This window comes from Aquitalea sp., assembly GCF_030150775.1.
In the GTDB taxonomy this organism is placed as follows: Bacteria; Pseudomonadota; Gammaproteobacteria; order Burkholderiales; family Chromobacteriaceae; genus Aquitalea; species Aquitalea denitrificans.
The window spans coordinates 26,536-42,725 of the sequence record NZ_JASLFG010000027.1; the positions used below are offsets into that span (position 1 = coordinate 26,536).

At 61.2% G+C, this 16,190-nt stretch carries 13 protein-coding genes and 2 tRNA genes; 9 read left to right on the top strand and 6 right to left on the bottom strand.

Translation table 11 applies throughout. The features are described 5' to 3' along the window. Positions 1-18: 18 nt before the first annotated feature. From QVF59_RS09095 to QVF59_RS09115, 5 genes are all read left to right on the top strand, one after another. The gene (locus tag QVF59_RS09095) at positions 19-957 is read left to right on the top strand and encodes an ABC transporter permease (protein WP_159879864.1); all 939 of its coding nucleotides are present in this window, start codon (positions 19-21) and stop codon (positions 955-957) included. A gap of 75 nt (positions 958-1,032) precedes the next feature. Then, complete coding sequence (gene rbsB / locus QVF59_RS09100; RefSeq protein ID WP_159879862.1) at positions 1,033-1,974, top strand: ribose ABC transporter substrate-binding protein RbsB; 942 nt, start codon at positions 1,033-1,035, stop codon at positions 1,972-1,974. Positions 1,975-2,292: 318 nt separating this feature from the next. Continuing rightward, positions 2,293-3,297: a substrate-binding domain-containing protein gene (locus tag QVF59_RS09105; protein WP_287879094.1), complete on the top strand. Its 1,005-nt coding sequence runs from the start codon at positions 2,293-2,295 to the stop codon at positions 3,295-3,297. Positions 3,298-3,483: 186 nt separating this feature from the next. After that, positions 3,484-6,426: a bifunctional diguanylate cyclase/phosphodiesterase gene (locus tag QVF59_RS09110; protein WP_287879097.1), complete on the top strand. Its 2,943-nt coding sequence runs from the start codon at positions 3,484-3,486 to the stop codon at positions 6,424-6,426. A gap of 102 nt (positions 6,427-6,528) precedes the next feature. Beyond that, entirely contained in the window at positions 6,529-7,188 is a 660-nt protein-coding gene (locus QVF59_RS09115; protein WP_287879100.1) for a HugZ family pyridoxamine 5'-phosphate oxidase, read from the top strand. Here QVF59_RS09115 and QVF59_RS09120 read toward each other — a convergent pair. The 6 genes from QVF59_RS09120 to QVF59_RS09145 form a co-directional block, all read right to left on the bottom strand. Further along, positions 7,185-7,886 (bottom strand): S4 domain-containing protein, encoded by a 702-nt coding sequence (locus tag QVF59_RS09120; RefSeq protein ID WP_287879102.1) that lies wholly within the window; start codon positions 7,884-7,886, stop codon positions 7,185-7,187. The two genes, QVF59_RS09115 and QVF59_RS09120, sit on opposite strands and share 4 nt — an antisense overlap. An 87-nt stretch (positions 7,887-7,973) precedes the next feature. Beyond that, a complete protein-coding gene (locus QVF59_RS09125; RefSeq protein ID WP_287879103.1) occupies positions 7,974-9,251 on the bottom strand; it encodes an HD-GYP domain-containing protein in 1,278 nt (425 codons plus the stop codon). 139 nt (positions 9,252-9,390) lie between these two features. Further along, a complete protein-coding gene (locus QVF59_RS09130; protein ID WP_287879104.1) occupies positions 9,391-11,001 on the bottom strand; it encodes a methyl-accepting chemotaxis protein in 1,611 nt (536 codons plus the stop codon). A 403-nt stretch (positions 11,002-11,404) separates the two neighbouring features. Beyond that, a tRNA-Met gene (locus QVF59_RS09135) sits at positions 11,405-11,481 on the bottom strand. A 32-nt stretch (positions 11,482-11,513) separates the two neighbouring features. Beyond that, positions 11,514-11,590, bottom strand: a tRNA-Met gene (locus QVF59_RS09140). Positions 11,591-11,685: 95 nt separating this feature from the next. After that, entirely contained in the window at positions 11,686-12,837 is a 1,152-nt protein-coding gene (locus tag QVF59_RS09145; RefSeq protein ID WP_287879106.1) for a class I SAM-dependent methyltransferase, read from the bottom strand. Between the two features lie 134 nt (positions 12,838-12,971). On the opposite strand from QVF59_RS09145, the gene QVF59_RS09150 reads away from it, so the two are divergent. The 4 genes from QVF59_RS09150 to QVF59_RS09165 form a co-directional block, all read left to right on the top strand. After that, entirely contained in the window at positions 12,972-13,745 is a 774-nt protein-coding gene (locus tag QVF59_RS09150; protein WP_240902532.1) for a pteridine reductase, read from the top strand. An 89-nt stretch (positions 13,746-13,834) separates the two neighbouring features. Further along, entirely contained in the window at positions 13,835-14,818 is a 984-nt protein-coding gene (gene ttcA / locus QVF59_RS09155) for a tRNA 2-thiocytidine(32) synthetase TtcA (protein ID WP_287879107.1), read from the top strand. Further along, on the top strand, positions 14,793-15,608 hold the full coding sequence (locus tag QVF59_RS09160) for a polyamine aminopropyltransferase (RefSeq protein ID WP_287879109.1): 816 nt from the start codon (positions 14,793-14,795) through the stop codon (positions 15,606-15,608). Before ttcA ends, QVF59_RS09160 begins: the two co-directional genes overlap by 26 nt. 189 nt (positions 15,609-15,797) lie before the next feature. Beyond that, a partial coding sequence (locus tag QVF59_RS09165; RefSeq protein ID WP_287879110.1) for an NAD(P)-binding domain-containing protein occupies positions 15,798-16,190 on the top strand: 393 nt, incomplete at its 3' end.

The window sequence follows — 16,190 nt, forward strand, 5'->3', positions numbered from 1 at the left end:
AGAGCAAGGGAACAAATAATGACTCCAAAACAAAAAGCCACCCTGCAGAAGCTGGGGCCCTTCATCGCCCTGGTGCTGGTGTCGGTGGGGCTGGCCGTACTCAGCCCGGACTTTCTGACCGTGGCCAACCTGCTGAACGTGATGCGGCAGGTGTCCATCAATGCGCTGATTGCCTTTGGCATGACGCTGGTGATCCTGCTGGGCGGCATCGACCTGTCGGTGGGTTCCATCCTAGCGCTGTCCTCGGTAGGCATTGCCACGCTGATCCAGGCTGGGGTGTCGCCCTTGCTGGCCACCCTGCTGGGGGTGATCGGCGGCGGGCTGATGGGTTTGTTCAATGGCCTGGTGGTGAGCAAGGGCAAGGTGGCACCGTTCATCGCCACCTTGGCCTCGATGACCATTCTGCGCGGCCTGGCGCTGGTAGTGTCCGGCGGCAGCCCGATCACCGGTTTCAACAGCGATCTGTTCTCCATGCTGGGCGGCGGTTATGTGGCCGGGCTGGTGCCGATTCCGGTGGTGTGGATGCTGATCATGTTCGGCCTGTTTGCCTTCCTGCTGAAGAAAACCGTGTTCGGCCGCCATGTGTACGCCACCGGTGGCAATGAGGAAGCCGCCCGTCTGTCCGGCGTGAAGGTGGATCAGATCAAGCTGTGGGTCTATACCGTTTCCGGTGCCATGTCGGCCATGGCCGGGGTGGTGCTCACCTCGCGCTTGAATTCCGCCCAGCCTACCGCTGGCAGCGGCTACGAGCTGGATGCCATCGCCGCCGTGGTGCTGGGTGGTACCAGCCTGACCGGCGGCCGCGGCTGGATTTTCGGCACGCTGATGGGCGCGCTGCTGATTGGCGTGCTGAACAATGGCCTTAACCTGTTGGGCGTATCGTCCTTCTACCAGCAGGTGATCAAGGGTGTGGTCATCTTGCTGGCGGTGCTGATTGACCGCAGCGGCAAAAAGTAAAGCCGGGTTTTCAATCAACAAAAGTCCTGTCCAGGGCTGTTTAACGCAACGTAGTCAATATCAGGGAGACTCACCATGAATCGCATTCTTCATCCGCTGCTGGCCAGCATGTTGGTGTTCGGCATTGCCGCCTGCTCCAAGCAAGGTCCGGACAGCGCCGCGCCGGCAGCTGCCAGTGCGCCTGCCGCTGCCGCCGATGGCAAGCTGACCGTCGGTCTGGCGGTATCCACCCTGAACAACCCCTTCTTCGTGTCGCTGCGCAAGGGCGCAGAAGACGAAGCCAAGAAAGACGGCGTCACGCTGATTACCGTGGATGCCCAGGACGACCCGGCCAAGCAGCAGGCCAGTGTGGAAGACCTGATCCAGAAGAAGGTCAGCGTTATCCTAATCAACCCGACCGACTCCTCCGCCGTGGCCAATGTGGTGAAGGAAGCTACCGGCAAGGGCATCAAGGTGGTGTCGCTGGATCGTAGCGTGAACGGTGCCGAAGTTAGCGCCCACATTGCCTCGGACAACGTGGCGGGCGGCAAGATGGCCGGTGAGTTCCTGCTGGAAAAGCTGGGTGGCAAGGGCCGCGTGGTCGAGCTGGAAGGCATTGCCGGTTCTTCTGCTGCGCGTGAGCGTGGCGAAGGCTTCCACAAGGTGGTGGATGGCAAGGCCGAAGTGAAACTACTGGCCAAGCAACCGGCTGATTTTGACCGCGCCAAGGGCCTGTCGGTGATGGAAAACATCATCCAGGGCAACAAGGACATCCAGGGCGTGTTTGCCCACAACGACGAAATGGCGCTGGGCGCGCTCAAGGCCATTCAGGCTGCCGGCCTGAAAAACGTGGTGGTAGTGGGCTTTGATGCCACCGCCGACGCGGTTGCCGCGGTGAAGGCCGGTACCCTGGCCGCCACCGTGCAGCAACAGCCTGAGCTGATCGGCCAGTACGGCATCCAGACCGCCAAGAAACTGGCAGCGGGCCAGAGCGTGGACAAGTTCATTCCGGTACCGCTGAACCTGATCAAGCAATAAGCGGGAAGCCATGGCTGGCAAAGGTTTTTTTCCTCTGACCACGGATTGTTGAAAACCCATCTCGCTTTCCTTCGGGAAAGCGAGGCTCCCTTCTTAAATCAGCAAGGCAAGGGCGGGGGGATTGGGAATAGACAGGAAGGCTGCGGAATCAATCTGTGAATGGAGAGGCCTGGCTTTGCCGGGTCCTGTGCAATCGCACCAATGTTATTGCTAGCCGCCGGCTTGTAATACAATCGCTACAAGCCAGCCAACCCCCGCTGCTGACAAGGCCCCGGGGGTTGTTGCTGTCTGTGATTAATCCCTTACAGAAAGTCTTGCGTGACTGCCTACAAGCGCCTCACCATCGATGACATTGCCAGCCTGGCCGGCGTATCCCGTACCACGGCCAGCATGGTGCTCAATGGCCATGCCGAGCGTTATCGCATTTCGCCAGCCACGGTGGAACGGGTGGAAAAGGTGGCGCGCGAGCATCATTTCAATCCTTCCCAGTCGGCACGTTCGCTGCGCAGCAAACGCAGCAACAGCATAGGGCTGGTGATTCCCGACCTGACCAACTCCGCCCATGCCGCGCTGGCGCAAGCGATGGAAAACCTGTGCCGCGAGCGGGATTACCAGCTGGTGCTGGTAACCAGCGATGAAGACCCGCAGCGCGAGGCCGAAGGCATGGCGCATCTGGTGGCGCGGCAGGTGGATGGCATGGCCGTGGTGCCATGCAGCAGTGATGCCACACTGTACCAGCAGTGGACCAGCCGTCTGCCGCTGGTGTTTGTCGATCGCCGCATTGATGGCAGTGGCATTCCTTCGGTGGTGACCGATGCCACCGACACCGTGGCCAGGCTGATCGGCAGCAAGCTGGAGCAGGGCGTGCGCGAAGTGGTGTACTTTGGCGGCCAGCCCACGCTGTCGCCCAGTCGCGACCGGCTGGCGGGCTATCGGCAGGCCCTGCTGCAGTACGGCATCACGCCGCGCAAGGAATGGATAGCTGAACGTGATTTCCAGCGAGCCTCCGGCTTTGCCATGATGCAGCAGTGGCATGCGCGCGAAGGGCGTTATCCGCAGGCGTTGTTTACCGCTTCGATTACCCTGCTGGAGGGGGTGCTGTCTTTCATGAGCCAGACTCACCACCTGCGCGAGGCACCATCCTGTCTGATGACTTTTGACGATCACCCTTTGCTCGACTGTCTGCCCATCCCGATCGACGCCATTGTGCAGGATGGCCAGCGCATGGCGGAGCAGTGCCTGCAGCAGATTTTTTCCTTGCTGCACAGTCCGCAGCCAAGCCCGGCTGATCTGGCCATTCCGGCAGGCATTACCCGTCGTTAGCATGCCGCCTTCTGCCAGCCAGGATGCACGGCTACCGGCTGGCGGAGTAGCAGGATTTTACCGTTCCTTACCTCGCCTGTTTCCCAATTGTCATACGCTGCATCAAGATGTTGAGCATGGTGAGTGACGCTCCCGGCACATCATGATAATGTCAGCAAGCTGTCATTTATTACTGCAAGGTGTCTAGTGTCCGTTCGACTTCCCGTCATCATGCGGCTGGCTGTGGCGTATGCCCTGATCGGCATTCCGTCGCTCTACAGTGCCATTCCGCCTGGCTATACCGCACCGGTGTTTCCGGCAGCCGGTATTGCCCTGATGTCCTTGCTGTTGTGGGGCCGGCGTCTATGGCCCGGTGTCCTGCTTGGATCCTTGCTGGTGCAACTGGTAGCCAGCTGGCAATCCGGCGTGCAGGGCACGGGTTTTCTTGCCTTGCTGGTGGTTCCCTCCGCCGCTACCTTGCAGGCCCTCACCGGACGCTGGCTGGTTACCCGCTGGATAGGCTGGCCCAACCGGCTGGATAGTCCATACAGCGTTATCCGGCTGATGCTGCTGTTGATCCCGCTGTCCTGCCTGGTGAGTAGCGGTCTCAGCGTACCGCTGCTGGTGGCCCTGGGTGTGCTGACACAGAGCGACACTCTGTTCAATGTATGGAACTGGTGGCTGGGCGATACCTTTGGCTGCCTCATCATGTTGCCGTTGATGCTGGCCTGGTTTGGCCGTCCGCGCAGCGAGTGGCGCGCGCGCAGCCGGGCGCTGCTGTGGCCGATGCTGATGACCGCGCTGACCATGGGCAGCCTGAGCGTACTGATTCACCACTGGGAAGCCCTGCGTGTGCAGAGCCAGTTCAATCGCGATGCCAACCAGATCGAACAGGCGCTGCGCAAGCGGCTGGACATGCAGCTGGATGTGATGCTGGCCCTGCAGCAGTTGCAGTCGCGTAGCCCGGCGACATCTGCAGATCAATGGCGCGAACTGACCGGCTCCTGGCTGGCCCGCCTGCCGGGAACACAAAGCCTGGGCTGGAGTCCGCTGGTCAGCGATGCAGACCGTGCCGGCTTCGAGCGCGAAGTGCTGGGTGGCAGCCCGGTCAAGGCGCGCGATGGCGACGGCCATACGCAGCCATCGCCACAACACCCGTCCTATCTGCCCATTCGCTTCAACGAGCCGGTGCAGCCCAATCAGCGAGCGCTGGGGCTGGATATCCTGTCTTCCCCCGTGCTGGCTGGCACCATACGCCGCAGCATGCAAAGCGGGCAATCCGAAGCCAGCCCGGCCATCCGTCTGGTACAGGAAGTTGGCCAGCAAAAGGCCATCGCCCTTTATCAGGCAGTGTACGGGCCAAGTGATACGCAACAGCACCAAGTGCTGCGTGGGGTGATTTCCAGCCTGTTCCGCATGGATGACATCGTCAATGTCACCTTGCAACACGGTGTGCGCCACGATATCGAAGTCTGCCTGATCGACCGTGATGGCCTGCCGGGTTTCCACCGGCTGTCCGGCCCGCAAAACTGCGGCAAGAGCGGCTGGTTCGGCCAGCGCCCGCATATCGAAAGCCTGTTTGCTTTTGCCGGACGAAACTGGGCCCTGCGCCTGCGTGCCAGTGACGACTATCTGGATGGTCTGCGCAGCTGGCTGGAGTGGGTAGCCTTTGTGATCGGTTTGGCCCTGACCGGCTTGTTTGGCGGTTTCCTCTTGATTGTCACCGGCTATACCCGGCGCATGGAAGGCGAGGTGCAACAGCGTACCGCCGAGCTGGCCGATGCCAACCAGCAACTGCAAACTCAGCTGGATGCAACGCGCAAGGCCGAGGCCAATGTGACTTATCTGGCCTTGCACGACAGCTTGACCGGCCTGCCCAACCGGCCTTGCTGGCTGAACATGGCGCGTAATGCCATGGCTGGTGCTACCGGGCAACAGCAGCAACTGGCGGTTCTGTTTCTGGATATGGATGAATTCAAGACCGTCAATGACAGTCTGGGACATCCGGTGGGGGATCAGCTGCTGGTCAGCATTGCCCGTCGTTTGCAGCAACCGCTGCCGCCGGATGCCACCCTGGCACGGCTGGGCGGTGATGAATTCGTGATTCTGTTGCCCTATACCCAGCAGCACCAGCTAGATAGTCTGGGCGAGCAATTGCAGGCCCTGTTTGATCAGGGCGTACTGGTGGAAGCGCATGAACTACGCTGTACCGTCAGCATCGGGGTGGCGCTGTTCCCGCAGGACGGACAGGACCCGGACACCTTGCTGCGCCATGCCGACATGGCCATGTATGCCGCCAAGGAGGCCGGGCGCGATACCCTGCGCTACTACTCGCCGGAAATGAATGTGCTGGCAATGGAGCGCCTGACGCTGGAGCGTGATCTGCGGCGCGCCTTGCAGGACGATCCAGCTCAACTGGTGCTGCACTACCAGCCACAGGTTGATGCCGCCAGCGGCACATGCGTAGGCTGCGAGGCACTGGTGCGCTGGCAGCATCCGCAGCGTGGCCTGATGTTGCCGGGCGAGTTCATCCCGCTGGCCGAGCGCAGCGGACTGATTGTCGAGCTGGGGCGCTGGGTGCTGGCTGAAGCCTGCGCCGAGCAGGCACGCTGGAGTGATGCTGGCATGCAGCTGCCGGTATCGGTGAATCTGTCGCCCATCCAGCTGGAGCGTAGTGATCTGCAGCCTTACGTGAAAGGGCTGCTGCAGCGCCATGGCCTGATGAAGGGTGCGCTGGAACTGGAGCTGACCGAAGGTGCGCTGATGAAGGAAGACGATCACCACCTGCAGGCCTTTAACGGGCTGGTGGCACTGGGCTGCCGTTTTGCGCTGGATGATTTTGGTACCGGTTACTCATCCCTGTCGCGCTTGCGGCGTTTCCCGATCAGCCGCCTTAAGATAGACCGTGGCTTTGTCCGCACACTGCCTGGTAATACCGACGATGAAGCCGTGGTGCGTGCCACCCTGTCCATGGCGCGCGACATGGGCATGGACGTCGTGGCCGAAGGCGTGGAAACCCAGGCGCAGAGTGATTGTCTGCAGCAAATGGGCTGCCGCATCATGCAGGGCTACTGGTTTGCCCGGCCCATGCCGGCAGATCAGCTACGCGCCTTTGTCAGCGGTGTCCGTCAGCCGGTCGATCCCGACTGAGCTTGCGCCAGCGCAAACCATGGTTGCCGTGCTTGGCCCCGCATCGGATGCCGGGGGTAAAATCAGCGGCTGGATCGATCCGCCCCGATGGGAGTCTTGCCTGTGAAAATCGCCCCTGCCGCCGCCCTGCAACTCTTGCATGCCCAGCATCACGCCACGCTGGCCACCCATTCGCAGCAGTTGCCCGGTTACCCCTATGCCACGGTATTGCCCTATGTGCTGGATGAACAGCAGCGTCCGCTGCTGCTGATCAGCGCCCTGGCCGAACACACCCGCAATCTGCTGGCTGACGGGCGTTGCAGCCTGTCAGTGCTGGAGGCCGGTGCCAGTGACGTGCAGGCTGCGGCAAGGTTGACCTTGCTGGCGGATGCTGCGCGTTTCGAGCCGGATGCACTCTTGCGCCAGCGGTTTTTGCGCTATCAGCCAGCGGCTGAACAACTGCTGCAACTGGATTTCATGTTCTTCCGGCTGCAGCCCATCCGCCTGCGCTATATCGGTGGGGTGGGGCGCATGGGCTGGCTGGAGGCGGCAGAGCTGGCAGGAGTCTGCCTGTCACTGCAGCAGGAGGCCGACTGGCTGGCTCAGGCACACGTACCGGATGGCGTCTGCTTGCTGGGCATGGATGCTGGCGGTGTGGATTACCGCCTGGATGATGAGGTGGGACATCGCCGCCAGCCCTGGCCGGATGGCTTGAGGCTGGAGGCTGAGCTGGGAGCGGTGCGGCAGGCGCTGCTGGCCGGCCTGGGAAGCGATCTGGCCTAGAACGATTCCATCGGCAACAGATAGCGCCACTGCCCGACAGGAAGCTCGCCGATACCCAGTTTGCCGATGCGGATGCAGCGCAGACCCAGTGGCTGCAGACCCAGTGCCTGGCAGATGGCCAGCGGCTGGCCGGGCAGTACGGCGGATAACACCATGCGCAGCTGGCGGTCGCTCTGGCGGCTGATTTTCAGGCCACGTGGCGGCTTGCCCGGCCATGTCAGCTGCTGCAGCTGCTGTTTGAGCGCGTCAGCCGTGGGAGCGCTGTCCAGCTGCACCAGATATTCCTGTTCGGCATCCGCCAGTTTGCGTGCCAGTTTTTTGTCCAGCGTCAGTGCCAGCAGGCCGTGACTGCCCGCATCCAGTGCACCTGCCTGTTGTAAGGCCTTCAGATGGCGCGGGTTGAAGTTCACTTCGCTGCCGTCGCGCGCAAATCGCTGTGCGGGGCTGATCAGGCTGGCCAACGGCAGCTGGCTGTCTGCGCTACGGTTGAGCAGCAGACTGATGCTCAGTTCACCCAGTACCATGCGCGGGGCCTCCAGCTCGATGCGCTGGTCTGCGCTGACGCGGCTGCCCAGTTGCTGCACCACCTGGCCATCCACCCGTACCCGGCCCTGCTCGATGAAGGCATCGGCCTCGCGGCGCGAGCATAAACCCAGCTCCACCATGCGCTTGGACAGACGCATTTCCTGTTCACTCATCTTGCTGATTCTCCGGTCGGGGCGACGCATGGTCGGGGTCGGCGATTATCCGCCCCTGTCCCGGCGCTGGCAATCGCGGCAATGGACTCAAGCCAGGCAAGCCGCTGGCAGGGCTGCTGCCATGGCACCATCCATATCGTCTGCCGCCAGAGCAAGAATGGCAGGGTCTATGCGTTGTTGCTCGGCAAAGCGTTGCAGGGTGGCCAGAACTTCGGCCGCACTGAGACCGGTGCGATACGGACGGTCCTGCGCCAGTGCCTGGAAAATGTCGGCCACACGCAAGATGCGTGCTTCCACGCTCAGGCTGGCAGTCCCCAGATGGAAGGGATAGCCGTGGCCATCCGGCTCCTCATGGTGATAGGCAGCCCAGCAGGCAATCTCCTCGAAACCGTGGATGTGGCGCAGGATCTGGTAGGTTTCGAAGCTGTGCGCATTGATCAGGCTGCGTTCCCGTGCATCCAGTCCGGCCGGTTTTTCCAGGATTTCATCCGGTACCCGCAGCTTGCCAAGGTCGTGCAGCAGGGCGGCAATTTCAAGTTGCTCACAGCGCGGAGCGGGCAGGCCCATTTTCTCGGCCAGCCAGCGCGACAAGCCGGCTACACCCAGCGAGTGGTGGGCGGTAAACGGGCTTTTGGCATCGACAATGCAGGAAAACAGTGTGGCCAGCTGTTTGAGCTGGGTAGTGCTGGCGGTGCAGGGTTGGTGCAACTCGCGCATGTCTTGCAGCACGCCGGCAATGCCGCGTGCTTCCAGTTGCAGCCAGAATGCCTCTGCTTGCGAGGCACGCAAAAACGCGTCAACCAGATGCGGGGCAAAATGCCCACCCCGGCGTTGCTCAATTTGCTGGCGGATGGCAGCGGCATGTACCAGTATTTCCCCGCCCTGATAGTAGGGTGCGGCCAGGGCATCCACCCGGTCTACCAGATAGATCAGATTGGCCTGCTCGGCGATATGCGTGGGGACTGCAGGCATGGCATGCAGTATTTCCCATTGCGTATGGTGGTAGCGCACCGGTTCCGCCATGGCGGCCAGCGGTGAAAAACTGGCCAGCAGCCTGGCTCCGGTGATGCAGTGCTGTTGCGAACCTGCCCAGTCGAATTCGTTGACCAGGTGCTGATGGGTGCGGGTGGAAGACACGCCGATATCATGCAGCAGGCCCAGATCAAACATGAAGCCCGCCTGCTGGCGATCCTGCCCCAGCGTGCGTGCGCAGTGGCAGGCCATGATGCCGACGCGCTTGCCGTGGGCAACGTCGTCGATTCCGACCAGGTCCAGCGCATCGGACAGTGCCTGGATGACTTCGCGCAGGTCGACGCGGATGCTGCCATCAGCAGCGGTGGCAGGTGTAGCGGGAGCGACAGGCATGGTGGTCTTTCGCATCAGATGGTAAGGCAGTCTGTAGCAGAGACTGTTCTTTCAATCTAATGCATGCCCCGTTTTGCCGAAAGCCCAAGGACAACATCATTTGCGCCAAGGCAGACCACATGACAGTCTGCCAGGCAGTTTAAAGCTGGTAGGCCGCCACGATATCCTGCATGCGACGGGCTGAGTCATCCAGTGCTCGGGCGGCAGCCGAGGCCGTGGATGCATCGTCATTGGCGTTTTGCGCCATGCGGGCAATATGGTCGACCTGCAGGGCAATATCGGTACTGGCACTGGCCTGCTGGCGGATGGAGACGGCGATATTGCCCACCAGTCCCACCAGGTCGCGGGTGGTATCGCCAATGCGCTCGATGGCATCCTGCGCGACATCGGCTCTTTGCATGCCGGTTTCCACCCGTGCCACGGTGGCGGCCATGGCCTTGCCGGTTTCTTCGTTGCTATTGGCGATGGCGGTGATCACGCGGTTGATTTCGCTGGTCATGCTGCTGGTGCGCTCGGCCAGCTTGCGCACCTCGTCGGCCACCACGGCGAAGCCGCGTCCCTGCTCGCCGGCGCGGGCGGCCTCGATGGCGGCGTTCAGCGCCAGCAGATTGGTCTGATCGGCCACGTCCTTGATGACAGACACCGCCGACACGATGGAACGCGCCTGTTCTCCCAGGAGGCGTACGCTGTCGGAGGCCGTGCTGACGGTACCGGCAATGTCGCGGATGTCGTTGACGGTGGCGCTGACTACCTTGCCACCGCTGCCGGCCAGCTCGCCGGCACTCAGTGCCTGCTCGTTGGTGGTGGCCGCCTGGCTACCCACATGATTGATGCTGACGGTCAGTTGCTGCACGGTGCTGGCCACGCTGGCGGAAATGTCGCTCTGCCTGGCGGCGCTGCCGGCCACCTCGCCCGAGGCACGGACAACAGCAGCCGAGGCTGCCGTCAACTGGCGGATATTGCCGGTGAGCTCGCCCAGGCTCAATTGCAGCCGCGCAATCAGGCTATTGAATGAGGTGGCGGTGGCCCCCAGTTCGTCGTCGCTGTCCTGCGGGGCACGACGGGTAAAGTCCAGTGAGTCGGCAATACCGGTAATGGCTTGCTGCAGGCCGCTGATGGCACGGGACACCGAGCGGGTCAGCGACCAGCTCATGCTGCCCACCACGGCCAGACAGAGCAGGACTGTGGCCAGGCTCAGTAATTGCACAAACTGCAACAGGCCGGTGGCATGGCCGGCCTCCTGCTGGGTCAGCTGGTAGTTGTAATGCAAGTGGGCATCACCCGCTCCCAGCACTGCCCGGGCCGTAGGAACCAGCTGGCGCAGGGCTGACTTGGCTGCCACGATGTCGCCGTTTTCGGTGGCTTCCAGATAGGGCTTGAGCACGCGGGCGTAGTCGTCCAGCCGGGTCTGGTCCTGTGCCAGCAGTCGCTGGTCTTCGCTGCCTAGCGCCTGGGTCCGGTAGGTTTTCAGTGCCGCGCGGGCATCCTGCTCTTCGTCGCTGATGAGCTTGGGCAGCCGCTGCAATTCATTGGCATTGTCGGTGGCACCCAGCAGCAGGGCATCCACGGTCATTTTCAGCGCATCGGTCTGGAAACGCTGCAGGGTCTGTACGCTGGGCAGATCCCCCTCCACCAGGCGTTGAATGAATTTTCCCAGACTGAACTGGGTATAGCCCATGACGCCTCCCAGCATGCACAAGCCTGTCGTGGTGACGATGGCCAGCATGGTGAGCCTGGATTTGATCTGCATGATGCACTTCCCTGTTGCATGCTCGTTAGCAACCGGCTGCGCCAGGCAGCCGTTCTCGATACCCGCATTGCAAAATGGCGGATAATATTTGATCTGTGTTTTTTTTGTAGGGGGAAGTCTGTCTTGGTGTAGGGACGGCGATTTTTTCGCTCGATTGCCCTGTTTCTTGTCGTTATTTGTCTGCTGGAACGGCTTTGGGTGTACCCGTTGTCCATGTCGGCATGTTGTGCATGGGCATGGCTGGAGGGTATTAATGCAGATGTTTGATCAAATATGCAAGATTTTTTGCCGGAAGCCCTGCGATCTGTTGCAGATGCGCGCCGCCATGCAGTGGCTTGGTTTGGTTTTGGCAAGATGGAAAAACAAAAAGGCCAACTCGTGAGAGTTGGCCTTTTGCTGAAACTGGTGGCGAATCAGGGACTCGAACCCCGGACCTGCGGATTATGATTCCGTCGCTCTAACCGACTGAGCTAATTCGCCGTGAAGCCTGACAAGTCAAACTTCGCAAACTGTGGTGGCGAATCAGGGACTCGAACCCCGGACCTGCGGATTATGATTCCGTCGCTCTAACCGACTGAGCTAATTCGCCACGTTTCTCGATGCGCTTGCACCGAGACGCGAACTATACGCAGCGTTTTTTCGGCTGTCAACCCCGTTTGCAGACAAATCAAGCTGCTGTCCGGCTTACAGGGTATGGCAGCGGTCGCCCTGGGCAAAACCCTGCCAGTCGATGCTGACGCCATGGCCAAAGCCGATCACCTTGAACAGTTCGCCCATCTCCTGCATGGACAGCAGCTTTTGCACCATGGCCACCACCGGCAGGTAGCTGGCGCTGTCGTCGGCGTCCAGTTCGCCCAATAGCTGGGTGATGCCGGCATTGATCAGGAATTGCGCCTGGGTGGTGTAGCCGATCAGATCCAGCCCGGCGTCGATGCCGGACTGGGCAATGGCGGTGAAGTCCACGTGGCAGGTAAGGTCCATCAGGCCGGGCAGGAAGAAGGGATCATCCACCGTGTGGTGACGGTAATGGCCAATCAAGGTCCCCATATGGCGCTGCGGGTGGTAGAACTCACTCGCCGGATAGCCATAGTCCACCAGCAGGATGGCACCGCGCACCAGATGGCGCGCCAGGGTGTGGATGAAGGCGGTGTTGCTCAGGCTCAGCTCGCTGATATAGCCGGCTTGGTGAATGTTCAGCGCCGCAGCCTGCTGTTGCAAGGCCGGGTCCTGGATGGGGCGGTCCTGCCAGACAAAGTTGTCGCCATCCAGCGCCACGCCGCGCTGCAGTGGTTCCGGTGTCCAGTGCAGCAGCTCGCAGGGCATGGCATCCAGCACTTCATTGCCGATCACCACGCCGTCCATTTCTGCCGGCAACTGGCTGAGCCATTCCACCCGCTCCGCCAACTGCGGCAGCGTACGGCGGATGGCATCCTGCTGGCGGGCAATCAGGTCGGCCGACAGGTCGATGATGATATAGCGCTGCGGCAGGCAGTCCAGCTTTTCCAGTTCGGTCAGGATATCAATGGCCAGCTTGCCGGTGCCGGCACCGAATTCGTACACCGTGCCAGCGGTTTGCGGCAGCAGTTCGGCAATCTGCCGGGCCAGGGTGCAGCCAAAATAGGCCGACATTTCCGGCGCGGTGGTAAAGTCGCCGGCACTGCCCAGTTTATGGCTGCCAGCCGAGTAATAGCCCATGCCCGGCGCATACAGCGCCAGTTCCATGTAACGGGAAAAGGGTATCCAGCTACCGGCTTGCCGGATGGTCTGGCGAATGTGGGCGCACAGCGCCTGGCTGATGGCCAGCGCGTCGGCGCTGGGGGCGGGTAGGGTGGTCATGACGTGCATCCTGCTACAATGTGCGGCGATTGTGGGCGAAAGCGGCGCAGGGGTGAAGAGGCACTGCGCATTTTGTTGTCGGCGCAGTCCGCAAACACAGCACTGCAAGGCAGGCAAGAAAGGCTGAACAGGACATGAAGCAACAGCAAGACAGCTTGATGCAAGTGAATGAACAGCGTGTGGTACTGATTACCGGCGGTGCGCGCCGGGTAGGGGCCGGTATTGCCCGGCGACTGCATGCGCGCGGTGTGCGGCTGGTGTTGCATTATCGCGGTTCGCAAGCGGATGCCGAAGCATTGGCTGCCGAGCTGAATGCACAGCGAGCGCAATCGGTTGCACTGCTGCAGGCCGATTTGCTGGACATGCAGGCGGTGCGTCAGCTGGCGGCACAGGCCATTGCCGCGTTCGGGCGGCTGGATGGTCTGGTCAACAATGCCTCCAGTTTTTTCCCTACCGAAATCGGCCAGATCGACGAGTCGGCCTGGCATGACCTGATGGGCAGCAACCTCAAGGCACCGCTGTTTCTCAGCCAGGCGGTGGCCCCGGCCTTGCGCCGTACTGGCGGTGCCATTGTCGGCATTTCCGATATCCACGTGGACCGGCCAATGAAGCGCCACGTGGTGTACAACCTGGCCAAGGCCGGGCATGCCCAGCTGATTCGCAGCCTGGCGCTGGAGCTGGCACCGGATGTACGGGTGAATGGTGTGGCACCGGGGGTGAACCTGTGGCCGGAAGGCGAGGCGTCTTTCGATGCAGCCGAGCGCGCCGCCATCGAAGCCAGCATTCCCTTGCAGCGCACCGGCCAGCCGGATGACATTGCCCGTGCAGTGGCCTTTTTGCTGCTGGATGCCAGCTATGTCACCGGTCAGATCCTGGCGGTGGATGGCGGACGTGGCATCGTGTTGTAGTACTTGTGACGGCTTGCCGGGCAAGAACATGGATTGTTGCAGGGAAAAACAGTAAAATCGCCTGTTTTTCAATTTCTTAGCCGTACCCCATGTCCGAACAGAACACCGTGCTCGACGACAAGGCCAAAAAGGCCGTGTTCGAGGGCAACAAACTGGCCAAGCGCCTGCGTCACCACGTGGGTGATGCCATCAATGATTTCAACATGATCGAGCAGGGTGACCGGGTCATGGTGTGTCTGTCCGGCGGCAAGGACAGCTACACCCTGCTGGACATCCTGCTGGGTCTGCAAAAATCCGCCCCCATCGATTTCTCCATCGTTGCCGTCAACCTGGACCAGAAACAGCCGGGCTTCCCGGAAGACGTACTGCCCGGCTATCTGGCGTCCATCGGGGTGGAATACCGCATCATCGAAGAAGACACCTACTCCATCGTCAAAAAGCTGGTGCCGGAAGGCAAAACCACCTGCAGCCTGTGCTCGCGCCTGCGTCGCGGCATCCTGTACCGCGTGGCCGACGAGCTGGGTGCCACCAAGATTGCGCTGGGCCACCATCGCGACGACATCCTGCACACGCTGTTCCTGAACATGTTCTACGGCGGCAAGCTCAAGTCCATGCCGCCCAAGCTGGTGTCGGACGACGGCAAGCACATGGTGATCCGCCCGCTGGCCTATTGCCGCGAGAAGGACATCATCCGCTACGCCGACTTGCGCCAGTTCCCCATCATTCCGTGCAATCTGTGCGGCTCGCAGCCCAATCTGCAGCGCCAGGTGGTGAAGGAAATGGTCAACGACTGGGACAAGCGCTTTCCCGGCCGGGTGGAAAGCATGTTCCGCGCACTGCAAAACGTGGTGCCCTCGCATTTGTGCGATACCGGACTGTTCGACTTTGCCGGTCTGAAAACCGGTGACAGCCCCTTCGAGAACGGCGACACCGCCTTCGACAAGGAAGAGTTCCGCGATCCGCCAATGCCGCTTGAAGATGGTGAAGAAGCCGTGACTGCACCGGCACGTCGCACCATCAGCATTCTGGATTCGCGCAAACCGGCGCATGAGGAGGGTGGCTGTGGCGCGTAGAGCCTTGCATCCTTTCCGTCGCCGCGTACGTGCGGCAGTGGACGACATGCCGGAAGTGGAAATCTCCGAAGCCGGCAATATCCGTTCGCTGCATCTGGGCTCGGAAACCATCCAGAGCTCGATGGACATGGACGATCCGCCCGAGCTGGTGCTGTCCTACAGCCGCGCCATGATGGCTTTTCTGCTGTGGAACGACGACCCGCGCCATATTCTGCAAATCGGCCTGGGCGGTGGTTCCTTTGCCCGCTTTATCGACGAATACCTGCCGGAAGCCGTCAGCGTGGCGGTGGATATCAACCCGCAAGTCATCGCCGTGGCGCGTGCTTTCTTCAAGTTGCCGGAAGAGGGTGATTTCTTTGAAATCATCGAGGCCGACGGTGCGGATTACGTGAAGATTTTCCGTGGCTCCACCGACGCCATTCTGGTGGACGGTTTTGATGGCTTGCAGATTGTGGACGAGCTGACCACCGAAGACTTCTTCGAAGACTGCAAGCGTGCGCTCAGCCCCAATGGCGTGTTTGTCACCAACTGGTGGAGCGGTGACAAGCGTTATCACAGCTTTGTCGAGCGCCTGCTGGCAGTGTTTGAAGGCCGGGTGCTGGAACTGCCCTCGGCCAGTCATGGCAATGTGGCGGTGATGGCTTTCCGCCAGAGCCCCACGCTGACCCAGTGGGAGGCGCTGAAAGAGCGTGCCGACCGGCTGGAGTGCCGCTTCGGGCTGGAGTTTGGCGAATTCGTCAATCGGCTGAAACAGAACAATCAGGGCAGTGCCGGGCATCTGCTGATCTGAGCCGGCGGTACTTGGCGCAGTCGGCTGTGTTGTCACGTTTGGTAACGCCAGCGGCTTGCCAAGCAGGCGTATAATGCGGCGCTTGGTATTGCACAAGTGCGGTTTGAGCCAGATCAGCAAGCCCGCCAGCCAGGTGCGGCACACTGCCAGACCTTACCGAATTCAGTGCATGGCTGCCCGGATGCAGCCATGGCAGGTTTTTACTTTGTTGGGACTATCATTGTGATCAAGCAGCAATTGCTTAACCGTATCGCGGACAAATCCGCCGTTATCGGCATTGTCGGCCTGGGCTATGTCGGCCTGCCGCTGATGCTGCGTTTTGCCGAAGTGGGCTACAAGGTACTGGGCTTTGACATCGACCAGAGCAAGGTCGATGCCCTGACTGCTGGTAAAAGCTATATCGAGCATATCAGCGCCGACAGCATTGCCACCGCGCTGGAACGCGGCTTTGAAGCCACCACCGATTTCGCCCGCGCGCCGGAAGCCGACACCCTGATTCTGTGTGTGCCGACCCCGCTGAACAAATACCGCGAACCGGACCTGAGCTTCGTGCTGGACACCATGGACAGCCTGGTGCCTTAT